We start from the raw sequence: 23,813 nt of genomic DNA on the forward strand, positions 1-23,813 counted from the left end.
CTCAACCAATTGGTTGAGTCTTTTTTTACATATGCAATTAGCTGGACAGTTGGAGCATTATAGAACAAAAATACACGACTTAAGTTTAGCGGTTTATTTTTGTAGGTAAAATTAGTTTTGCATTGCGGCATATTGTGCTTTAATTAATAGCTCGTCCAATTTCACACTATATTCAATTACTTTCTCGTTATTTAGGTCATTTGTTTCTTTTGCCTTTTTCATTAAAAAGCCTCTTAATGTCTCAATATCTTGAAGTAGGTTTGCATTCATAGATATTCACATCCTCTCTTTACAAAATAAAAAGCCCCCGACCAATAAAGGATGTAGGCACTTGTAAAGAGCCTTCGGTAGCTGGCTGGCATATTTACAATATTGTAAATGAAGCCCCTTAAGCTTTGCGTCACTATGTTTCCATAGCTTTGCCTTTATCGGTCTACTAATAATTAGATTGTATTTCTTTTGCCAATTCAAAGTAGGAAAAAAGTATAATGTTGCTCTTATATATATCGTACTATTACGAGAAAATATTTCAAGGGTGGAAAAACGTATTATATTAACTACTTTTGTCGAAATCGTTGTCTATTTTTATCTAATTTCTCTCTTAAGTAAATGGTAGTGATATAAATTACGCTTTTTGTTTAATATGCTCTTGAGAATAAAGGCTTTCAAGCTCATTAATAATGTTTTCCTGATCGTTTTCCATTGCTTTTTTATAACCGTTATCAATTATAGTTTTTTTCAATTGTTCGTTTTCAACTAACTTTTTTATTCCTTCATAAAGAGAAACATGGTTTTTAGCATCAACAATTATTCCACTGTCGTTATCTAACAAGTACTTAAGTCCACCGACATTTGTTCCAACGACAGGAATGCCACAAGCCATTGCTTCTAGTGCTACTAGACCAAACCCTTCTATATGTGAAGGTAAAACAAAAATATCACATGCCGACATCCAACTAGCAATATCACCCTGTGGTAAAACACCTAAAAAAACAATATGGTCATTTAATTCTTTTTTATCAATTTCTTGTTGAATGTGAGCCTTAAATGTCGTGTCTTTATCAGAACCAATTAAATATAATTTGAAATTTTGATTTTTATTTGCAACTAACTTTTCAAAAGCAGTAATTAGTTCTTCTATTCCTTTTTGTTTAATAATATTTCCGACATATAATATAGAAGTAGTCTCTACATGAATCTTTAATTGAGTTCTTTTCTTTTGCTGATCTGTATGGTGAAAGATATTTCTGTTCACACCCATATTTAAAACTAGTATTTTATCAGGAGAGATATCAAAGTCTGAAACAATTGTTTCTTTTAATTCTTCACCGACAGCAATGATCTTATCTGATGAGTGGAGTATCTTTTTAGTTAAATGAAAAATTACTTTATGTTTTCGAGCCATTTTATCAATGTCGCCACCGTGAGCGGTTACAATAAGCTTAGTATTAAAAGCAATTTTGAATAATAGTCCTATTAACCCACTAGGAAAAACGTAATGTGCATGGATAACATCGTACTTCTTACCTTTAAATAAAAGAGTTAATAACGAGGAAACAAACCAAGTCACATATTTAACTAGAGAATTAAACTTACCTGATTTTGCATTTTTTATTGCTGTAATATCAATTGAAAAGCCTCTGCTTTTTAAAGCTTCTACTTGGTTCTTAATAAAGATACCAAAGCTTTTATATTTCTTGCTAGGATACATATTAGAAACAATCAAGACTTTTTGCTTATTCATAGTTAAGTCCACCTTAAATAATTATTAAAAACATATGAATTCTAAAGAAGAATAAAAACCCTTCTAATCATTTGATTCAATCATAACATCATCAAATATATGACGTATATTTTAAGCTTGTCTAAGAATCTCTACTAAATTACATTATTTTATCTTATATAGTAACAGATATACAGTATATTGCTAATGAGGCGTGGAAAAATTTATGTTAAAATTAATTAATATTTAAGACTATCCGAGATGAGGTTATATTTTGAAAAGAAGATTGGCCATTGCTAGTATTTTATTAGTTATAGCTACTTTAGGATTAAAAGTGTCAGGATTAATTCGAGATATTATTTTAGCGAAATATTTTGGTGACTCTGCTGAAGCAGCAGCATATTTAATAGCTTTTATTGTCCCTAATATGTTTATTTTATTATTTACAACTGGAATGAAAAACGCTTTTGTTCCGAGCTATATACAGTCTCTTGAACGTGGTCAAGGACATTATCATTTCTCTCAAGTCATACGAGGCACTGCTATAATTGGTCTATTTGTTTCTATTGGCGGCTTGTTGTTGACACCTATGTATTTACCAATAATATTTCCTGACTTTACAGAAGCGACTTTAGCTATATCACGTACAACATCTTTTATTTTCTTCATTGCTATATTTTTTGTGTCATTGAATGCTGTATATGAAGCATATTTAGATGCTGAAAATAAATTTTCACTCTCTGTAATTTCACAAATCATAGTAATTGGATCAACAATTGTTTCTGCTCTTTTATTTGCAAAAACAATAGGTGTTTATTCTTTTGCATACGGATATTTAGTTGGAACGATTCTCTCTCTTTTTGTTAAAAAGTTAGTTTTCATACCAAAAGGAACGCACAAAATCTTTGGAAAAATGGATGTGAAAGAGTATAAAAATTTCTTTCTTATCTTTATTCCGGTAGCAATTACAGTCATGGTCGGGCAAGTAAATTTATTTATTGATAATATTTTTGCTGGGAATTTGTCGACGAAGGCAGTAACTTATATAAACTATGCCAAAAATATTACACACTTTCCTCAAGCAATTCTGGGAGTAACAATAGGAACAATTATTTTTCCAATATTATCAAAAGCTGTTGCACAGAAAAAAGATAAAGAATTTCGAAATGCAATAGAAAGAGGGCTAGTACTGTCTTTATCTATTGTTTTGCCAGCAATTGTAGGCATGATGTGGTTAATGCCAGAAATCATTAAGGTTGCTTTTGAACGTGGTAAATTTACCGCTAGTGCAACAGAGTCTACAGTATTAGTTGCCTATTTATATGCAGGGTCAGTTTTGTTTTTTAGCTTAATAAACGTTATTAATAAGGGTTTTTATTCACGAAACAAAGGAAATTTAATATTAAGAATAAGCTTATTTTCAATTTTGTTAAACATTCTCTTAAATTTCATTTTTATTTCATGGTTAGATTCCTATTTAGGAATTCCATTAGCGTCATCCGTTATGGCTTTTGTATTTTTCACTCTAAATATTATTGTTTTTCAACGAATTGAAGTACGATTTAATTGGAAAACCTTAAGTTTTGAAACGAGTAAAGTAGTTCTCTCTGTCATTGGTATGATTTTTGTTTTAATGATTATAAAACCATATTTTTCACAATGGCATGTAATTCTATATTTATTAATAACAGCAGTTTTAGGAAGTATCACTTACGGTGCCTTATTGGTTCTATTTAAAGGTCAAGCTGTAGGATTATTATTCTCTAAGTTCCGCAGAAAAGGATGATATTATGAAACACCACATGATGAAGTTAGCTTCACCATTTGTTATAGCGCTGACTAAAAAAGTATTGGCAAAATATTATAAAGGAAATATGCCACTTGAAGTATTAAATAATAATGAGAAGATACTAATTTTTGCGCCACATATAGATGATGAGACCATTGGTTTAGGAGGAACTTTAATTCAATATAAAGAATTAAATGCAGAAGTACATGTAGTATTTGTTACTAATGGTGCGAAGAGTAATGGTTCGGAAGATCGGAACAAAATAAGAGAAAAGCGTATATTAGAGATAGAGACAATTCGTAATGATCTAGGGATTAGCAGTATATCCTATCTTGATTATGAAGATGGAGAAGTGCGTAGACAAGCCGACCCTGCTGATTTTACAAACTATATTGAAAAAATGAAACCGAGTCTTATTTATACTACACCATTTATCGATGCTCATTTAGATCATGTCCACACAGCCCATACAGTTGCAGAGGCATTAAAAAAATCGACCCATAAACCTAAATATGTTCTTGAGTATGAGATAAATTGCCCATTTCCACCGAATGTTATAAATAGCTTAGTGGATATTAGTAAGACATATAACAAAAAAGTTGAACTTACAAAAGTGTTTAAATCACAAGTAATCGCTTTTGATGGCTTCCACTTACTAGCATTGCTAAAAGCAAACTTAGCATGTGACAGAAAAGTGAAGGCGGTTGAAGGTTTTATTTCGTCAGCACCAGAAACATTCATTCAGAAATCTGCAAAGTTAAAGGCAGCGAACTTAACGAAATTTGACCATGTCTTTAAACAAGTAAATCGTTCTGTAACATTACTATGGGCAATATTTAAAAGTTATCAAGAAAAAAAACAATATTATAAACTAATACAAAGTAAAGAAAATAAGAAACTGCAGGTGAATAGTTAATGGGGAAATTTAATAATGTTTCATATAAAGTTAGTTGGTTAGCTGTTCTTCTACTTTTTCTAGTTGTAACAGCTTTTCAAGAAAATGTTTTAGGATATTTGCTAGGCATTAGTTTTTTTGTATTTGCTTTATTTAGGCCAAAATATGCAATCTTATTATTATTTATGTATTACCCAATACGTCCGTTTATTATTGAATATGTTAGCAGCTTACGATATGTCGGTGATTTAATTATCTTTGGGGCATTATTAAGAATAATATGGAATGGCCGTACTAACGTTAAGAGCTTAATTAATTTTAAAACTTTTGAATATGGATATTTTGCATTTATTATTATTGGTGCAACATCTGCGATATTAAATGATATTTCAGTAACGATGGTAATTATTCAAATTCGCGCATTCATTTTGCTATACCTTATTTACTATATTGTTAGTCGATTGAAAATTACAAAAGCAGATATTAAGCATTTGCTATGGATTACGATTTGGACAGTAATTGTAATAATAATTCAAGCAATATTTGAAAAGCTTTCTGTTCGAACATTGTTCCTACCTGAATCGTGGCAAACTATGCCATTATCGTCAAAAAATAGAGTTCGAATATACGGCATGTTAGGTAATCCGAATACATTATCAATTTATTTATCATTTGTTTTTTTATTTTTCTTTTATGCAAAGAAGTACATTGCTGGAGCGAATTCAAAGTTATTATCCTTTTTAAACCTATCTGTACTAGGGATAATTATACTAACTTATTCTAGAGGAACTTGGATAGGTATCATAGTCATGCTTGCTGTCTATATCGTCTTAACTAGAAAACTTTATATTTTAAAGGATGTACTAAAGACAGTACTTGTTGCAACACTACTATTTATTATGCCAGTAGTAAGCATTACTTCATATATTGAGAGTAGTGAAGAAGGCACAGAAAAGGTAAAGGAAATTCAAAAATATGATCAAGAAGGAAAATCTGGTTTTGTTGATCGTGTCGGAAAGACGTTCAGTGATGACACAATAACATCTAGTAAAAAGTCAGGTAGATTGTATATTGTGGAAAAAGGATATGAAATTTTTAAAGACTTTCCTATAATCGGCACAGGATTCAGTACGTTTGGTGACTCTGCATCGTTGCGAAGAGTATCACCAATGTATGAAGAATATAATATTGGCTACCAATTTTATTCTGACAATCAATATATCCAAGTTATTGTTCAAACTGGTTTGCTTGGGGTTATTGCATTTGCCGTTTTCTTATTACACATGTTATTCATATATTGGAAACGTAGAAAAGAAAGCTTTTCTGCATTGATGGTTAGTGTGCTACTTTCGGCATTTGTTATGGGCCTTGTTTATAACTTGTGGGAAGCGGATATTTTTGGATTATGCTTCTTTGCATTATTAGCAATATCAGTTCGTTCAAAAGAGGAATTAATGTCACTGCATGCCTCTTTGGTAATGAAATATGATTAGACTATATCGCAGAGGTGATGAAACACAAATTAACGTATTGTTTAAAACGGTGTTTCAAAAAGAGCGTACTGTTGAGGAATGGCGTTGGAAGTATGAGACTTTAGGTGCTAAAGACCCGATTATTGTAGTTTATGAAGAGAATGGAGAAATACTGGGGCATGCAGCTTGTATTATCTTTGAGGATAGTGTAGCAGAACGAGTGGATATTATGGTTCATCCTGAGCATCAAGGAAAAGGTATTTACAAACGAATTGTAAAAAGATTAATAGCGGAAATAGAAATGCGTAACATTAAAAATGTTTATGGTTTTCCTGCAGAAGTTGCCAAAAAGGCATTTATTAAATATGGAGGTGCTACAGATTTAGGTAATATTGCATTATTAGTAGCCCCAATTTTAGTAAGAAAAAATTTTAATTGGCGATCAATAAAGGAAGCAAATTTAGAAAAGTTGGCTTCCTATAATACCGATTTAAATTCTATTCATATTAAAAGAAGTGAAGAGTTCCTTAGAAAAAGGTATGTCAAACATCCGACTAATAAATATTACTTCTATGAAGTAGAAGGTGAAGGATACGCTGTTGTTCGCATTAATGGAAATAAAACGTTTTTAATAGATGTAGTCGGGAATCAACCTAAAAATATCATAAAAGAAGTAAGGAAACGTGTTACCACCCGATTTCTCATAAGTTGGGCAGTTAAGAATAGCGATTTTTATAAAGATTTAAAAGGAGCTAAGCTTTTTCATATAAAAAGTCCTATGCCTATAGTCGTTAGGCAACATAATATTGATCAAACGTGGCATTTGACCCAAGCGGACGTTGACTCATTTTAACGAAACACCCCCCTTCCAAAAGAGGAAGAGGGGTGTTTTCTATTGCCTGAAAGAATTACTTCTTCATTAATACACGTATTAGAAACTTTGGTATTACAATTTGTCTTTTCCAGCGCCACGGTTCTTTAACGAGGCGATAAAGCCATTCTAAACCAAATTTCATAAAGATTTCTGGAGCACGGTTAATTCTGCCAGAAATAACATCGAATGAACCGCCTACTCCTTGAAAGATACTAGGTGAGATCTTATCAAGATGGTCTAATATCCAATACTCCTGCCGAGGACTACCAAGGGCGACAAAGATAATATCAGGATTTCCCTCGTTAATAGTTTCAATGATTTTTGTTTCATCTTTTTCATAACCATCTAAAGTTCCACTAACTTGGAGGTTAGGATATTTTCTAATAAGTTCTTGTTTTGCTTCTTCAGCTATGCCAGGCTTTGCGCCATAAAGGAAAACTTTCTTTCCTCTTTCCGCCGCTTCCTCACATAAGTTCAACATCATATCAATTCCTGTAACACGCTGCTTTATTTTTCCACCTTTAAGCTTTGAAGCTAGCACCACACCGATCCCATCTGGCACTTGATAATCTGCACGATTAAGAAGTTTCTTTAGCTCAGGATCGTCTTGAGCCTTCATAACTTTTTCAGGGTTGATCGCGACAATCATTGATTTCTTCTTTTTATTTATATCAGCAAAAATAGCTTCAATTAGGGCAGAATACGTTAAGTTTGATACATTAACACCTAAATAAGTTTCTTTCATTTCACTCACCTTAATAATTCGTATTATATATTATGATTTAGCATTACCAAGTAATGAAACTTCAAACCCAGCAGCTTCCCATCTCTTATGGTCCAAACAATTTTTTGTATCAAGTATTAATTTTGTGCGCAATGCTTCTGCTACTTCAGCAGGCTCAAAATTTTTAAATTCATTATGGTCCGTTAACACTAAAATCATATCAGCATGAGAAACAGCTTCTTGTAAGTTTTGCGTTTGAGTAGGTAATTGATTTTCAGTAATATGAGGGTCATACGTTGTATAATTAATGCCCTGCTCATCTAAATATTGTAGAACTTGTAATGATGGACTTTCTCTCATATCGTCAATATTACCTTTGAATGCTAGGCCAAAAACAGCTACTCTTCCATGTGAAATGCCTTTATTAACTAATGTTTGTTTAACTTTCTCAGCTGTGAACTTTGGCATATTATCATTCGTTGTTCTTGCCAAATGTATCATTTTAGCTAAATCTGGTTGTAACTCATATAAAAACCAAGGGTCGACAGCTATACAATGTCCACCTACACCAGGGCCTGGAGAGTGAATGTTAACACGAGGGTGATAATTTGCTAATTTAATGGCTTCCCACACGTTAACACCGACATTCTCGCTAATTTTAGCTAGTTCGTTGGCAAAAGCTATATTTATATCACGATAAGTGTTTTCCATTACCTTTACCATTTCTGCAGTAGTTGCATCAGTAAGATGAATTTCACCTTCAACAAAAACTTTATAAAGGTCTCTAGTAGCTTCAGCAGAACGTTTATTAATTCCACCAACAATACGGTCATTTTGAACTAATTCCTTAAACACTTTCCCAGGAATTACTCTTTCTGGGGAGTGAGAAATTAATAGCTCTTCACCAATGACATAACCAGTTTCTTCTAGAACCGGGATCATCACATCTTCAACAGTTCTTGGCGGTACAGTGGATTCTAAAATGATAAGATTATTTGGTTTTACATACGGAACGATTGCTTTTGTTGCAGAACGGACGTATTCTAAGTTAGCAGATTTATCATCACGTATTGGTGAAGGAACGGCAATTATAAATACATCAGCCTCTTCTGGTGTAGTCGATACTGTTAAATTGCCAGTATCTATTGCTGTAATTAACTTTTCTTGCAATCCTTCTTCTTCAATATGAAGTTGTTTATTACTAATAAGCTTAACAGTACGCTCATTTATATCGACCCCATGTACTTTAACTCCATGATTAGCAAACATTACTGCAGTTGGTAATCCGATATATCCTAATCCAACAACACATACTTTATTAAACATAAAAAATTCTTCCCTTCAGTGATCAATTAGATATATAAAAAATTTAATAGATTGTTTAATGAAAATCATAAATATGAAACCTAAAAATACCTTCTTATAGTATAAGCATATGATAATGAAAATACCATTAAAAGAAGTTACTTAATAATTGATTGTAATAGAAAATTATAAATTAATAAAATAATATCAATTAATATTTAATCAATACTATTCGTTATCAGTTCTAAAATTAGTTCCGTAGGGCTAAACAAATATCCTTCTGCAAAATTCGACAATATTTTTAAACATAAGGAAAAGTAGCAGCTTCTGTGGTATATTATTTAAAGGTAAAAAAATGATGATTATAATTTATAAGAGATACTTTGACAGATAGCGACATAAATTGGGCGCCTTGCTATCTTGAGTAAGTGGCGCAACCGACTCTGCTTTAGAGTCATTTTTTTTTGAAATAGTTTAATAATTTAGTTAAAAGAGATACTATGACAGATGGCGATATACTTGGGCGCTTAAGCTATCTTGAGTAAGTAGCGCAACCGACTCTTCTATATAATAGGAGGGCTTAATTTGTATGAATTACTTCAACAGTTAAGAAGTGAAAGTGCATTAACAAAAAATGAATATAAAATTCCTTTTTTACTAGAAAAGTTACGAATGCATGATGAAGCAACATACTTCCATTCTGTGAGAGTGGCAAATATATTAGATGACTTCGCAAAGAGTATAAATATAGAAATTGAAAAACGTAAAATAATAAAAAATTCCGCACTAATACACGATATAGGTAAGATATTCATAAATAGTAACCTTTTACAGAAGCAAGGAAAACTAAGCGAATTAGAGTGGGAAGAATTAAAAAAACATGCATTATATAGTGACTTGATCGTTAAAGAACTCGAAATTGATGACGTTGATTATTCAATGATTTTGCATCATCATGAAAATATAGATGGATCAGGCTATATTGCAGGGCTCAAAAATTATGACATTAGTATGAATGTAAGAATGATACGAATTGTTGATAGTTTTGAAGCAATGACAGCAAAGCGCGCATATGCTAAGGCGATTTCGGTCGAGCTAGCCTTAGAAGAACTAAGTGCGTGCAAACACTTTTACGATCAAGAGTTAGTGACAAAATTTCAAAGCTTTGTACAAGTACAGTAAGAATATCAGAGATAGAGAGTCTATTTCAGACACATAGATCTTTGCACTATTTTAATTACATTATTTTATTTTATTTGCTTTTTATGCCAAAATGAAATCAAACAATAGAACGATGAAGGATGGCGAGAATGGAAGTAGAAGTAACGTTAAAAGTGAAACCTAAATATGAAAAAATGTACAAAAGTGGGTATCCACTTATAACAAAAGATGCTATTAGTAATGTAAATACCTTACAAAAGGAAGGGCAGCTTTTTAAACTGATAGCTGAAGACAATTCTTTTTTAGGAAAAGGTTACTTAGGAAAGCAAAACAAAGGGTATGGCTGGGTTTTAACAAATAATAGGAATGAAATTATTAACCAAGCTTTTTTTGAAAAAAAAATAAAAGATGCGGCTGAAAATCGTAAAGTGTTATTTAATAGTGAAGATACAACAGCATTTCGTCTCTTTAATGCTGAGGGAGATGGAATTGGTGGTTTCACTATTGATTATTATGATGGCTTTTATTTAGTTAACTGGTACAGTGAAGGCATATATAAGTATAAAGAGTATGTATATACCGCACTAACAAAACTAGGACAATATCAAGGGATATATCAAAAGAAGCGATTCAACTCAGGTGGGAAATTTATTGAAGAAGATGGCTTCGTAGAAGGAGAAAGAGCTGAATTTCCTCTTATTGTAAAAGAGAATGGGGTAAATTTTGCGATTTACTTAAATGAAGGGGCAATGGTAGGGGTTTTTCTTGACCAAAGAGAAGTGCGTAAAAAAATTCGAGATACGTATGCAAAAGGAAAGACAGTATTAAATACCTTTTCATACACCGGTGCTTTTTCTGTTTTTGCAGCATTAGGTCGAGCTACCAAAACAACTAGTGTCGACTTAGCTAATCGAAGTTTAAGTAAAACGATTGAACAATTTCAACTGAACGGTATAGACCATGAAAAACAAGATATTATTGTAGAAGACGTCTTCCGTTACTTTAAATATGCAAGTAGAAAACAATTGAAATTCGATTTAGTTATTCTAGATCCACCTAGTTTTGCACGCTCAAAAAAATTCACCTTTAGTGCTTCAAAAGATTATAAAAATCTACTAAAAGAAGCAATTGATATTACAGAGGAGAATGGAGTAATTGTCGCTTCAACGAACTGTGCAACCTTTGATATGAAAAAGTTTAAAGGTTTTATAAAGGCGGCTTTTAAAGAACTACATTTAAATTACTCAATTGAAGAGGAGTACTCTCTGCCAGAAGACTTTAAAACAATGAAGCAATTTAAAGAAGGCAATTATTTAAAAGTTGTCTTTATTAGAAAAGCATAAACTAATTGACAGTAGATTTAAGGAAATTGGTAAGCAGACAATTCTTTGTTTGCTTATTTTTTTGTGGAAATTTGCATAAAAAAAATACAAAAGAGCATGAAAAATAAGTGAGAATGAAGTCGAAATATAACTAATTATTAGAAAATATCAAAAAATATTAAAATATTACAAAAATTTACTAGCTTTTCATTAAATTACTATATATAATAGAATTACAAATAAATATATAGTGGCAAACTACTCGAAAGGGTAAGGGCGCAAAACTATAGGGGCTACAGTACATTTGTTACTATGCCAGCCAGTTGCAAAAAAAAACTGATGGTATAGGAGGAAATGTAAATGAAAAAGATTTTAGTTGTAATGTTTTCCGTTTTACTTATGTTTACTGCTAGTAACACAGCTTTTGCAGGTGAGGTGTCTAATTATCAATTAGCACTGCAATTAATTGATCAGACAAACCAAGATATTGATAACAAAATTAATAAAGGTGTTGAAAAAGCTGATAAGTTACAACAAGAATACTTAGAAGCTATCAAGACTGCTAATGAAAGCGAAATCGAAGAATTAACAGCAAAGTACGAAAATGAATTAACAAAGATTATTGAAGGTGTTTTCTACGAAACACTTAAAATGTCTACCAAAACAATCGGAGAAGCGTATGATTTAGGTGTTCTTGCTGAATGTAGTTGGAAGCTAGTACGTTTTGCTGATAGAGAAGTGCTAATTGATCCAATTACTGTAATTGGTAGAAACTAAAACTCGTATTCAATATTATTTTATATACTATATATTTATTTAATAAATGAAAAGAGTTCTTTAAAATAGAACTCTTTTTTTCTCTTTGCAAAGAGGTGATCGTGTGAAAGGATTTAAAGTTGGGAAAAAGGGTAGTTTTATTGAGAGGGTTAAGTATGATACAAACGAAATTAGTCTATTAAGCCGCGGAGACGGAATAGAAGTTCTCACGCAATCAATAGAAAAAGATAGACTTTTCTTTGTGTATCCTTCAGACAATAAAAATGTATTTGAGTTCTTTTATTTACTTTCCGGAGAAATTCTATGTGAAACAGAAGATGAGAAAATAACATTAGGTACACAAGAGTATTTTTCAATTAAAGAGATAGACGAGCCTATCCATTTTAAAGCATTATCTGACGTTACTATGCTATGGGTAATAACAGAACCAACCTTTGTCCATATAAGTGAAAAAATATCATCTCTAATGGAAATTGTGAAACAGGTAGAAATAAAAGATTGTTACACTGAAAAACATAGTGATAGAGTTGCAAATTATGCAGGAAAAGTCGCTAAGAAAATGAAGTTAAACAAAGAGCAATTAGAGAACTTGATATTTGCATCTTATTTACATGATATCGGGAAAATTAATGTTCCTTCAGAAATATTAAATAAACCTGGCCGTTTAACGGAAGAAGAATATGAAATAATAAAAAAACATCCTGCTGATGGTGCCGAAATGGTCAGAGGGACAAACTACGATGAACTAGTACCAATAATAGAGCAGCACCACGAAAGACTTAATGGAAGCGGCTATCCTTTCGGGTTAAAAGGTGACGAGATATTATTAGAAGCAAAAATTATAGCCGTTTGCGATACATTTGATGCAATGACAGGAGATCGTTCGTACCGAAAAGCGTTTGATCCAGCTTATGCGCTTGATGTAATAAAGAGTTTAATTGGAACGCATTATGAAGAAGAGATTGTTGATATATTTGAAGAAGTTTTAATTGAAGAAGGCTTAATTAGTAAAAACCTTGAAAAGTAATATTCTTTTTAAGGTTTTTTTGTTAATTCAATTAATATTACTATATTTACGTCTAAATGAAGTTAAGGGACTGTTTACATTGCCAAACAACATAACATATAGGAAGTTAAAAGTAGAAGACTTAAATGATGATTTCTTAGCAAGGTTTAAGCGGTATCAAGTTACAAACAAGGTACTAGCTAATAGAGAAAACAGTTTGTATGAAAAAGAGGATTATTTTATTGATGACTGGGATAATGCAAAAAAAGTTAATATCGCTCGAGAAATGCGTAATTGCGTGCTAACTGGTGGAGCAGTTATAGGCGCATTTAGAGAAGAAGAATTAGTTGGTTTTGCAAACATTAATAACAATCACTTTGGGAAAACGCTTGATTATGTAGAGTTGCCATACATCCATGTCTCTAAAAATTACCGTGGGTACAACGTTGGTAAAAGCTTGTTTTATCTTTGTTGTGAAAGCGCAAAAAAATTAGGTGCAAGGAAATTATATATTGGAGCACACCCTTCTATAGAAACGCAAAGTTTTTATAAAGCTATGGGTTGTACATTAGCAAAAGAGATAAATGAAGAAATTTATAATCGCGAACCATTGGATATTCAGTTAGAATATGTTCTTTAATTAAATTAGTAACACAAAAGGGATGCCAAATATTATTGGCATCCCCTTTTTTTAGTCTTCTAGATCACCTAAAACTTTACGATAATAATCTGTTTCAAGTATCCTTTGTGAATAGAAAAATTTACTTTCAACAATAGCGTTCATCCATTCAACATAATCTTCATTAACATCTATGCCCTCATTTGGTGTAAACTTTCCAGTATCGCCATTGTATCTACCTTTATCAGTAATCCAACTACGATTTTTAAATATAACTAGAGGATCAGAATCAGAGAGGATATCTCTCCCCATTAATAGTCTGGAATCGTATTCTAACCCTAACAAGTTTGAAATAGTAGGAATAATATCAAGGCTTGATACAGGCTTGTCAATTGTCATAGGTTGCATTCCTTTTGCAAAGATAATTAAAGGGCTACGGAATAATTCAAAGTTTTTTTCTACTTTATGTCCTAAAAACTCATTAATAGTTTCAAATTCTAATCCATATGGATAATGATCAGCACTCATAACGATTAGTGTATTATCAGCAACGCCAGCTTCCTCAAGGGAGTTTAATAAGAATTCCATCGCCCGGTCAAGTTCCACGTGTGTAGCTATATAAGCCTTTGCTTGTGTAGATAAAGGTAAATGATCGACATGCTCTTTATTTTTTGCTGCCATATTATTTCCGAAGAAATTATATTGCATATGGCCACTCATTGTCATGTAATAAGCGTGAAATGGTTCTTCGTGAATATACTCATCGACAGAAACTTCCATCATTTCTAAGTCAGAAGCAGGCCAAACTCTCCTTACTTTTAGTCCATTACCTATCCCTTTATAATCATAACCCATATTAGGATGTGATAAATCTCTGCGATAATAGTCGTAAGAATGATTATGATAAGCCATTGATTTATAGCCGAGCTTATTTAACTGGTTACCCATAACGAATGGTAAATAGTTTCTATGTGATTCTCTAAAACTCCATGTACCGGCTTTAGGGATTAATCCAGTTGTTGCAACGTACTCCCCGTCTGTTGTACTTACACCCCAAATCGGATTATAGAAGTTTGGGAAATGGTACCCTTCATGTACTAATTTATACAATGTTGGTGTAACTTCCTCATGAACAGCGTAAGGAGAGAACCCTTCTGCTGTTAGGAATACGAGGTTATATCCTGCAAACTTACCTGTGTATTCGTTCTTTGTAGTTGGCGGTACGCTACTAAAATATTCGTGCATTTCTCTAATTGATTTATTCTTTTCATTTTCAATTAATGATGCAAAATCGATTTCCATCGTATTATATTCAATTATTTTTTCTTCTTTTGGTTCAAGGTCGTTTGGTTCACCAACAGGTTCACCTTGTACCGGCTTCATAGCTGGTAAGTATGGGTTTGCAACCTCCAGTTTAGGCGACCATCCTGTTGCTAGCCTTTGTAAATCAATTCGCATTGTAGTAAAGATTCCTAAACGATCTGCTGATAGTATAGGGTTGTTACTTTTATAATATAAGTCATATGCAGTATTCTTATCTTCGCCACTTGCGTGTATAGTAGCAAGGCCAACTAAGTGAAAAACAATAATAGATCCTGCAATTATTCCAACATTTTTTAGAGGTAATCTTTGAAAGGGAATATATTTATTTCCAATGAAACCGATTAAAGTTGCAGGAAGGAAAAAGAGTAAAAACCAATGTAAATTTTGTAGTAACAGGGTCGATATATCTCCCCAAAATTCAAAGACTGCAGTTGAATTTGTAGCGGAATATATACTGTAAAAAGTTCTGAAAAACTTGAAGTATATAAACTGAGTAGAATAAATAAGGCCAGTAAAAACAAGTAATATGATAGCTAAAATATAACTAATCTTCTTAGTAAAGATGCTACAGATAAGAAAAAACAAAGTGGAAATGACAATAATAAATATAAACGATATGAAAGTTCCGGTAGTAAATATATTTATATTAGTTAATGCTCGAAAAATAATCTCCAAGGAAAATATAGAAATAATGAAAAAGATTATTAAGTAATGTGATTTTATTAATGGTTTAATTTTATGAAGCATGTCTTTTCTTCACCCCTTCCTTTCTAATTCTAGTTTAAAATATTAGAATTATCTATATATTTCTTATAAAAAAGAAAACTACTAAACTACTGATATTAATATATCGACAAAGGAAAATATAGTATAATTATACTTATAAATAACAATTATTATTGCAAATAAAAGCATAACGTAAGGAGAAAAAATGAAAAATATTACGCGTTCTTTAATTATATTTTTATTACTTTTATTAGCAGGGTGTAGTACGCATTCAAGTGGGGACTTTGAAGTTATTGATGAAACGGATTCTGCAACGGCAGAAAGTAAACCTGAATTAAATATTAAGATAAAGATTGTACAAAATGAAGCGATATTATTTGTTGATACAGACTTGCTTATTTCTAAAGTCAATTATGGGAAAGAAAGAAAAGCAGGGGAAGGTCACATCCATGTTTATGTAAATAATGGAGAAAAACAAGCAATCACATCATTCAGATACATATTAAAAGAAGTGAAACCTGGAAAAAACGTAGTTCGTGTTTCATTGCATAATAATGACCATACGCCTTATGGAGTTTATGAAGTGCAAGAATTTTATATAGATTAATAAAAATCCGACCACGATAGGATGTAATTTATGTTCAATAGGTTAAGTTTACAGACTAAGATAGTTTTAATGTTTTCAACTGTAATAATTATTCTTGTCTCCGTATCAATAAGCTTTGAAACATTTACATTTAATGACACGGTAAAAAAAACATACATAAGCCAATTAAAGGGAATAACAACTACTATAAATGGGAGGTATGAAGAATCCCGTTCGATTGAAGATGTCCAACAAATATTTGACTACCTTAAACATCGAGAAGTAGACATCCTTCAATTAAACCTTCATGTAAAAAAAGGTGAAAAACATTTAGTTTTAGCATCTACGGAAAGAAATTTAATCGGCACGAATACTCCAGAAGTCTTAGCTTCAACAACAATTGAAGGGAAAACAATGGTTGCTCACATAGAAGATAATGAACAACACCTTGTCCGATTAGTTGCCCCCCTTTTAGAAGATGGCATGACTATTGGTGCTATTGAGTTATACATAGACAATACAAAAGAGTTTCTCGTTGTTAAGGACAGAATTTTATCTATTGCAGTAGTCGGAATATCACTTGGATTAATTATGTTGATAGCATTATGGATAATTATTAAACACTTACTGGTTTTACCGCTTTTCACATTGCGAGAAGCTGCTACTTCCATTCAGGAAGGAAAAGATTATGAAGGGTTAAATCTCAATGCTAGCTATGAGATTAATGAAGTGGCAGATGCTTTTAATAAAATGGTATATAAATTGGAAGATAGATATTTTAAAAGCATTACAGATCCATTAACAGGTACATATAATAGTGCTTTTTTTAAACATAAGTTACAACAACACATACAAACAGCTAATAAATTAAAACAATCTGTTTCTTTACTATTTTGTGATATTGATAATTTTAAAAAGCTAAATGATCATGAAGGACATGTTTATGGTGATAAAGTATTAAAAGACATTGCTCAGTTAATTAAAGATAATGTAAGGTCAGAGGATATTGTTTGCCGTTATGGTGGTGAAGAATTTGTAGTCATTATGCCAAATATAGATGAACGATTAGCTTATAATCAGGCTGAGAAAATAAGAAATCTCGTTGCATTACATGGAAATAACAGTATATTAACACCTATATCAATAAGTATTGGCTTAGCAAGTTATCCTGATGATGCTAATGAACAAGATTTCATTCATCTTGCGGACCAAGCAATGTACACTGCAAAGAGTTTAGGGAAGAACCGTGTTGTAAAAGTTAGTGAAATAGATAAATTGAAAAAGGAAAGTTATAGTAGGAATACTAAAGATAATCAAGGGAATTTGTTAAGAACAATTATCTCATTAACGAAGGCTGTCGAGGCAAAAGACTCCTACACACATAGCCATTCAGAAATGGTGTCAAAATATGCAGGCATATTAGCGAGTAGTATGGGACTTGAAGATGAAGAAGTTAAAAGAATATCTATTGCAGGCTTATTACATGATATTGGAAAAATAGGTATTCCAGATTCGATTTTAAATAAAGAAGGTAAATTAACAGAAGAAGAAATAAAAACTATGAAAACACATCCTGAGTTAGGTTACAACATTCTTGCATTCGTAGATGAATTAGAAGAGGTATTGCCATATGTACTGTATCATCACGAGCGGCCAGATGGAAAAGGTTACCCTGAAGGCATTAAAGGTAACGAAATTCCGCTAGGTGCAAAAATAATATCGGTAGTTGACGCTTTTCATTCAATGACTTCTGCGAGGCCTTATAGAAAACAACCATTAACCGTTCCACTTGCAATAAAGCAATTGAAAAATGGAAAGGGCACACAGTTTGATGAAGAAGTTGTAAACCACTTCTTATCAATAATAAATGAAATATTAAAGCAGACAGATCAAACCCATGCCGGATAATATTTTGTTAATATCATTTTAATAACATATAATATAGTAACAAAATTCTTGAATGATCTTGGCCAGAACTAATAAATTTATTTAATGCATACAATAATTAACTAGAGGATACGAATTATTATTATGTAATTATTTTCTCGCTAGAGGAGGCATAAAAATGGAAAAACTAAGTCACTTATTAAAAAAAATAAATGTTATAAGTACAATAAATGAGAAGGATTTAACAGTAAACGGCATTACATATCATTCACAAAAAGTTACATTGAATGATGTTTTTGTATGTATTAAAGGCTATAAAACTGATGGGCATAAGTATATAAAAAATGCTGTTGAAAATGGAGCGGTTGCTGCTATTGTGGAAGAGTTCCAAGAGGATGTAGAAATACCGCAATACAAGGTTGAAAACAGTAGAATAGCTCTTGCTCAATTAGGAGCATACTTTTATGGTGAACCATCGAAAAAGCTTAAAATGATAGGTATTACAGCTACAAATGGAAAAACAACAACGTCATATATGACAAATGAAATTTTAGAAAATGAAGGACTTAAAACAGGATTAATTGGAACAGTGGCAATAAAAATCGACGAGACTGTCATACCTGCAGAGCTAACAACACCAGAATCACTGGATTTGCAAAACTATTTAAAACAAATGGTCGACCAAAATGTATCCCATGTTACGATGGAAGTCTCTTCAGCTGCACTTGAATTACATAGGGTGGAAAAAGTTGATTATGATATTGTTACTTTTAATAACTTCGGCCGTGAGCATATTGATATGCACGGAACTGTTGAAAAATATTTTGATGCTAAATCAAGTTTAATAAGAAATGCTAGTGAAAGAAGTGTAGCTATTTTAAATTTAGATTGTCCATATTCGTCGTCATTAATAAATAAAACTAAAGCAACAACAATCACTTTCGGTGTGGATAATACTGAAGGTCATTTTTATTGTAAACACTTAGATTTATCAACAGGTAGAGCTAAATTTACTTTCCAAATACTAAAGCCAATTAACGTAAATAACATTGATATTAGCCCTGGAGAGTTTGAAGTAGAGCTAGGTGTACCAGGATTACATTCTGTATATAATGCAATGGTTGCTATTGGAATAAGCCTTTTAAGTGGAGTTTCAGTAACAACGATACAAAACACATTAAAGCAATTTAAAGGGGTAGAAAGAAGATTTGAGTTTGTCTTTGAAGATGGAATTAAAATTATTGATGACCATTTTGCTAACCCTGGTAATATTAATGTGACGTTGCAAACATTGAACTTTATGGAATATGAAAAGTTGCATTTAACTTACGCTATTAGGGGGGAACGTGGTCCTAAAGTAAATAAGGAAAATGCAGAGGCGATTGTCAATTGGGCTAAAAAGCTTAATATTGAGGAAGTTACTGCTACTAGAAGTATTTCTCATGTGACGGATAAAGATAAAGTTACAGAAGAGGAATTAAAAGTGTTTTTAGAAGTAATGGAACAAGCTAATATAAAAGTTAATTTATTTGATGAATTACCTGACGCAACTGCATATTCACTTGCTAATGCTAGTTCTGGAGATTTAATTTTACTTGCAGGTTGCCAAGGGATGGATTATGGTGCAGAAATAATCTTGAAACAAATTGATGAAATGAAAGCAGACGTTAATAAGGTAAATATATTACACCCGTAACATAAGAAAGGCAAGATATCAGTAAGTTTGATATCTTGCCTTTTATTTTTTAGCCGTTAAGCGATTGCTTCAGCTTTTCTTTATTGTCTAGCTTCAGCAATCAACGTCTAGAAAACTTCACACTCTTCATTTCGATAAGTCTACATCGAATAGCTTCACTATTCGTGTATCCTTTATCTTAATCAGAGTGCTCCAGTTTTTACGCCGTTAACCGATTGCTTCAGCTTTTCTTTATTGTCTAGCTTCAGCAATCAACGTCTAGAAAACTTCACACTCTTCATTTCGATAAGTCTACATCGAATAGCTTCACTATTCGTGTATCCTTTATCTTAATCAGAGTGCTCCAGTTTTTACGCCGTTAACCGATTGCTTCAGCTTTTCTTTATTGTCTAGCTTCAGCAATCAACGTCTAGAAAACTTCACACTCTTCATTTCGATAAGTCTACATCGAATAGCTCTACTATTCGTGTATCCTTTATCTTAATCAGAGTGCTCCAGTTTTTACGCCGTTAAGCGATTGCTTCAGCAATCAACGTCTAGAAAACTTCACACTCTTCATTTCGATAAGTCTACATCGAATAGCTTCACTATTCGTGTATCCTTTATCTTAATCAGAGTGCTCCAGTTTTTACGCCGTTAACCGATTGCTTCAGCTTTTCTTTATTGTCTAGCTTCAGCAATCAACGTCTAGAAAACTTCACACTCTTCATTTCGATAAGTCTACATCGAATAGCTTCACTATTCGTGTATCCTTTATCTTAATCAGAGTGCTCCAGTTTTTACGCCGTTAACCGATTGCTTCAGCTTTTCTTTAAAATATTATATATTTTCTTGGGTTTACTCTTTTTTCATATCGACTACTCCAGTCACCTTCAATTAATTCAAAGTGAAGGTGCGGACCAGTTGAATAACCAGTATTACCAACGATACCTAAATGTTGTCCTTGCTCAACCTCTTGCCCTACAGATACGTCAATGCGATCTAAATGCGCATAAGTTGTTGTAAACGTGAATCCTTGAATATTATGAGTAATGAAGACAACATTACCATATCCACCATAATACTCAGCTTTAAAGACTACTCCTCCAGCAGAAGCTACTGCAGACTCCATAAATCCTATTCTTGCAAGGTCAATCCCAGTATGTGTGCCGCCCCAACGAGGACCGTATTCAGATGTAACGCGGCCTTGACTCGGGCGTATGAAAGTTCCCGCAGGAAGTCCACTTCTATCCTCTAATTCTTTTCTTTTCTTTGCTTCTTCTGCCTCTTTACGCTTCTTCTCTTCCCAATTAGCTAGTGCTTTTTCTGTAGCAGCTTTTTCTGCAGCTAGAGTTTCGGCATCTTCTTCTTGTTCCTCTAACATTTGATGTAATTCATCGTGTTTAAGTTGTAATTGAGCCATAAACTCTTCTTTCTCAAAGCGCTGTTGATTAAGTTGTTCGTTTAAAGCTTGTAATTCTATTAACTGCTGCTCTAAGTCATTAAGTTTAGTAGATAAAGAGCTTTTAAGTTCTTGAAGTTGCTCCATTTCTTCTTGATGCCTTTTAATAATAAGCTTGTCCTGTTCAACAATTGTCGTAACAGCACTTACACGATCAAGAAAATCACCGAAACTTTTAGCTCCTAAAATAACATTTAAATAATCAATCGTACCACCATTCTCTTGAATGGAACGCATACGATTTTTAAGTAATTCATCTCGCAATTTAAGTCTCTCAACTAAAATCTCGATATCTTTTTTTAATTCTTCTATTTCTAATTCAATTGCAGCAATTTCAATATTTTTCTCTTCAATATTATTAATAGCTTCTGCAATTTGCATATCTACTCGTCTAATTTCTTGTTCCAAACGAGCATGTGCTTCTTCAATTTCTTTAATCTCTTCTTCAGTTAATTCCATATCATTAGACAAGGAAGCTTGTGCTTCTTTAATTCTCTCTAAGTCTTCTTTTAGTTTATCACCGTCATCTTCAGCATTTATAAGAGTACTGCTAAATGAAAAGGCGATAAATAATAGAGTAACTAGTGTTAAGGTAATAAAAAGTGATTTTTTCAAAATACTGCCTCCTTTTCATGATACTTAAAACTATTAAACTTTTAAAAACTTTCGAACGGATGTTGTGCTTCCCCACATACCAATAAACGCTCCAATTGTCACTAATAACCCAGCAATTTGAAAAGCAAATGGATATAGAGGCAATAATGTGAAAAAAGTACCTTCTAACTTCGGTGCGATACTTTTATAAATGTAATGGTAACTAGTTAAAATAGCAGCTATTGGTAGGATTGAACCTAAAACACCTAAAATTAATCCTTCGATAAAGAAAGGTGCTCTAATGAACCCATTTGTAGCTCCAACTAGTTTCATAATTTCAATTTCTCTTTTTCTAGCAATGATAGTTATTTTAATAGTGTTTGAGATTAAGAACATAGCTGTAAATACGAGAGCAATAATTAAGCCGATTCCTATATTCTTTGCCCATTTAAGAGAGGTAAATAAACTTTCAATAATTTCTTGGCCGTACTTTACATCTGCAACACTATTAAATGTTTCGATTTGGCTAGCAATATAAGCAGTATCCTCTGGAACTTTTGCCTTTACAATAAAGGCGGCATATAAGGGGTTGTCTTGTTCGTATAACTGAAATGATGCACCCTCTTCACCAAAACTTTGAATTAAGTTCTCTAGTTCTTGGTCTTTAGAAGAATAAGTGACACTTTCAACCTCAGCGATTCGCTTAATTTTTGCCTTTAAAGCTGCTTCCTCATCTTCAGTTGCTAGTAAGTCAATATAGGCTTTAATTTGAACATCTTCTTTTACAGAAGTTGATAATTCGTTTAAATTCATCATAATGACAAGAAATGCACCTACTAAAAGTAAAGTGGTTGTAACGGCACTGACAGAGGCAAATGTCATCCAGCCATTTCGACCAATATGCTTAAAGGCTTCACGAGTATGTCTTCCGAATGTTCTAATCTTCATATCCGTAGCCTCCTTTTTGCTCATCTCGAACAATCTTTCCTTTTTCGATAGCTACGACTCGTTTTTTCATTGTATCTACAATTTCCTTATTATGCGTTGCCATAATAATTGTAGTTCCACGATTATTAATTTCGTTTAAAACATTCATAATTTCCCATGAAGTATCAGGGTCAAGGTTTCCAGTAGGCTCGTCCACAATTAGAAGATTTGGGTGGTTAATAATTGCTCTTGCAATTGCTACGCGTTGTTGCTCGCCACCTGATAGTTCATTTGGATAAAAGCGCGCTTTATGTTTCAGTTTAACTAAATCTAAAATATCGAGTACCCGTCTTTTTATATTTCGCTTCGGTTCTTCGATAACTTCTAAAGCAAAAGCGATATTTTCATATACGGTAAGTTTTGATAATAACTTAAAATCTTGAAAGACAACGCCTAAACCTCTCCTTAAAAGAGGAACATTTTTTTCCTTAATCTTAGAGACATCTACACCTTTTATTATAATTGTCCCCTTTGAAGGTTTAATTTCTCTGTATAACATTTTAATAAAAGAGGATTTTCCGGCTCCGCTTGGCCCAACGAGATAAACAAATTCACCTTGCTTAATCTTTATATCAATGCCATTTAGTGCTAAAACACCGTTTGGATATGTTTTATATACCCCATGCATTTCTATCATTATTTCCCACCTCGCCAATTATGTTTTTCCTTGGTGTAAAAACTTTCGATTACTTCTATTAAAAACTGTCTGTCCGAAAATATAATAGTCTGAAAAGCAAATATAGTTTAAAAATGTCGGAAAATTTAATAATAAACAAAAACTGACATATAATCCTATTGTACCACCTACTATTCGGCATTTACAGATAATATATATTAAATTTATATTTCAATTTTAAGGACTTTTGTCGTAAAAAAAAGAAAACAGAACTCTTTTAAGAGCTCTGT

At 32.4% G+C, this 23,813-nt stretch carries 20 protein-coding genes and 4 riboswitches; of the genes, 12 read left to right on the forward strand and 8 right to left on the reverse strand.

All coding sequences use genetic code 11. From position 1 onward, the window contains the following. Positions 1-111: 111 nt before the first annotated feature. Positions 112-270: an aspartyl-phosphate phosphatase Spo0E family protein gene (locus tag CIB95_RS10505; RefSeq protein ID WP_094924934.1), complete on the reverse strand. Its 159-nt coding sequence runs from the start codon at positions 268-270 to the stop codon at positions 112-114. 73 nt (positions 271-343) lie between these two features. After that, positions 344-434, reverse strand: a riboswitch (cyclic di-GMP riboswitch). A gap of 191 nt (positions 435-625) precedes the next feature. Further along, positions 626-1,744, reverse strand: a complete 1,119-nt coding sequence (locus tag CIB95_RS10510; RefSeq protein WP_094924936.1) for a glycosyltransferase — start codon at positions 1,742-1,744, stop codon at positions 626-628. Positions 1,745-1,997: 253 nt separating this feature from the next. On the opposite strand from CIB95_RS10510, the gene murJ reads away from it, so the two are divergent. The 4 genes from murJ to CIB95_RS10530 are packed head-to-tail and all read left to right on the forward strand — an operon-like array spanning position 1,998 to position 6,732. Then, entirely contained in the window at positions 1,998-3,509 is a 1,512-nt protein-coding gene (murJ, locus tag CIB95_RS10515) for a murein biosynthesis integral membrane protein MurJ (RefSeq protein WP_094924938.1), read from the forward strand. A 4-nt stretch (positions 3,510-3,513) separates the two neighbouring features. Beyond that, a complete protein-coding gene (locus CIB95_RS10520) occupies positions 3,514-4,428 on the forward strand; it encodes a PIG-L deacetylase family protein (RefSeq protein ID WP_094924940.1) in 915 nt (304 codons plus the stop codon). Further along, positions 4,428-5,900 (forward strand): O-antigen ligase family protein, encoded by a 1,473-nt coding sequence (locus tag CIB95_RS10525; protein ID WP_094924942.1) that lies wholly within the window; start codon positions 4,428-4,430, stop codon positions 5,898-5,900. Before CIB95_RS10520 ends, CIB95_RS10525 begins: the two co-directional genes overlap by 1 nt. Beyond that, on the forward strand, positions 5,893-6,732 hold the full coding sequence (locus tag CIB95_RS10530; protein ID WP_094924944.1) for a GNAT family N-acetyltransferase: 840 nt from the start codon (positions 5,893-5,895) through the stop codon (positions 6,730-6,732). Before CIB95_RS10525 ends, CIB95_RS10530 begins: the two co-directional genes overlap by 8 nt. Before the next feature lie 55 nt (positions 6,733-6,787). Here the strand turns inward: CIB95_RS10530 and CIB95_RS10535 are convergent, their stop codons facing one another. Continuing rightward, positions 6,788-7,498: a WecB/TagA/CpsF family glycosyltransferase gene (locus CIB95_RS10535; RefSeq protein WP_094924946.1), complete on the reverse strand. Its 711-nt coding sequence runs from the start codon at positions 7,496-7,498 to the stop codon at positions 6,788-6,790. A gap of 30 nt (positions 7,499-7,528) precedes the next feature. Further along, positions 7,529-8,803, reverse strand: a complete 1,275-nt coding sequence (locus tag CIB95_RS10540; protein WP_094924948.1) for a nucleotide sugar dehydrogenase — start codon at positions 8,801-8,803, stop codon at positions 7,529-7,531. A 346-nt stretch (positions 8,804-9,149) separates the two neighbouring features. Next, a riboswitch (cyclic di-GMP riboswitch) is annotated at positions 9,150-9,234 on the forward strand. A 32-nt stretch (positions 9,235-9,266) separates the two neighbouring features. Next, positions 9,267-9,351: riboswitch (cyclic di-GMP riboswitch) on the forward strand. Between the two features lie 16 nt (positions 9,352-9,367). Here CIB95_RS10540 and CIB95_RS10545 point away from each other — a divergent pair. The 5 genes from CIB95_RS10545 to CIB95_RS10565 all read left to right on the forward strand — a co-directional run bounded on the left by CIB95_RS10545 (position 9,368) and on the right by CIB95_RS10565 (position 13,688). After that, positions 9,368-9,964: an HD-GYP domain-containing protein gene (locus CIB95_RS10545; protein WP_094924950.1), complete on the forward strand. Its 597-nt coding sequence runs from the start codon at positions 9,368-9,370 to the stop codon at positions 9,962-9,964. Positions 9,965-10,092: 128 nt separating this feature from the next. Further along, positions 10,093-11,286 (forward strand): class I SAM-dependent rRNA methyltransferase, encoded by a 1,194-nt coding sequence (locus CIB95_RS10550; RefSeq protein ID WP_094924952.1) that lies wholly within the window; start codon positions 10,093-10,095, stop codon positions 11,284-11,286. A 221-nt stretch (positions 11,287-11,507) separates the two neighbouring features. After that, positions 11,508-11,596: riboswitch (cyclic di-GMP riboswitch) on the forward strand. Between the two features lie 29 nt (positions 11,597-11,625). Then, positions 11,626-12,042, forward strand: a complete 417-nt coding sequence (locus CIB95_RS10555; protein WP_094924954.1) for a hypothetical protein — start codon at positions 11,626-11,628, stop codon at positions 12,040-12,042. A gap of 103 nt (positions 12,043-12,145) precedes the next feature. After that, complete coding sequence (locus CIB95_RS10560) at positions 12,146-13,069, forward strand: HD-GYP domain-containing protein (RefSeq protein ID WP_094924956.1); 924 nt, start codon at positions 12,146-12,148, stop codon at positions 13,067-13,069. 79 nt (positions 13,070-13,148) lie between these two features. Further along, positions 13,149-13,688: a GNAT family N-acetyltransferase gene (locus CIB95_RS10565; protein ID WP_142296497.1), complete on the forward strand. Its 540-nt coding sequence runs from the start codon at positions 13,149-13,151 to the stop codon at positions 13,686-13,688. Positions 13,689-13,739: 51 nt separating this feature from the next. Here CIB95_RS10565 and CIB95_RS10570 read toward each other — a convergent pair whose 3' ends face one another. After that, positions 13,740-15,737: an LTA synthase family protein gene (locus CIB95_RS10570; RefSeq protein WP_094924960.1), complete on the reverse strand. Its 1,998-nt coding sequence runs from the start codon at positions 15,735-15,737 to the stop codon at positions 13,740-13,742. 184 nt (positions 15,738-15,921) lie between these two features. Here CIB95_RS10570 and CIB95_RS10575 point away from each other — a divergent pair, with 184 nt between their 5' ends. From CIB95_RS10575 to CIB95_RS10585, 3 genes are all read left to right on the forward strand, one after another. Then, positions 15,922-16,323: a hypothetical protein gene (locus CIB95_RS10575; protein WP_094924962.1), complete on the forward strand. Its 402-nt coding sequence runs from the start codon at positions 15,922-15,924 to the stop codon at positions 16,321-16,323. 30 nt (positions 16,324-16,353) lie between these two features. Then, entirely contained in the window at positions 16,354-18,210 is a 1,857-nt protein-coding gene (locus CIB95_RS10580; RefSeq protein ID WP_094924963.1) for a diguanylate cyclase, read from the forward strand. 157 nt (positions 18,211-18,367) lie between these two features. Beyond that, positions 18,368-19,885, forward strand: a complete 1,518-nt coding sequence (locus CIB95_RS10585) for a Mur ligase family protein (RefSeq protein WP_094924965.1) — start codon at positions 18,368-18,370, stop codon at positions 19,883-19,885. 811 nt (positions 19,886-20,696) lie between these two features. Here CIB95_RS10585 and CIB95_RS10590 read toward each other — a convergent pair. The 3 genes from CIB95_RS10590 to ftsE are packed head-to-tail and all read right to left on the reverse strand — an operon-like array spanning position 20,697 to position 23,544. Further along, entirely contained in the window at positions 20,697-21,941 is a 1,245-nt protein-coding gene (locus CIB95_RS10590) for a murein hydrolase activator EnvC family protein (RefSeq protein ID WP_094924966.1), read from the reverse strand. 33 nt (positions 21,942-21,974) lie between these two features. Next, positions 21,975-22,868 (reverse strand): permease-like cell division protein FtsX, encoded by an 894-nt coding sequence (gene ftsX, locus CIB95_RS10595; protein WP_094924968.1) that lies wholly within the window; start codon positions 22,866-22,868, stop codon positions 21,975-21,977. Further along, positions 22,858-23,544 carry a cell division ATP-binding protein FtsE gene (ftsE, locus tag CIB95_RS10600; RefSeq protein WP_094924970.1) on the reverse strand — a complete coding sequence of 229 codons (687 nt, stop codon included), beginning with the start codon at positions 23,542-23,544 and terminating at the stop codon, positions 22,858-22,860. The genes ftsX and ftsE overlap by 11 nt, the downstream gene beginning before the upstream one ends. Positions 23,545-23,813 lie beyond the last annotated feature (269 nt).

It is taken from the genome of Lottiidibacillus patelloidae, assembly GCF_002262935.1.
In the GTDB taxonomy this organism is placed as follows: Bacteria; Bacillota; Bacilli; order Bacillales; family SA5d-4; genus Lottiidibacillus; species Lottiidibacillus patelloidae.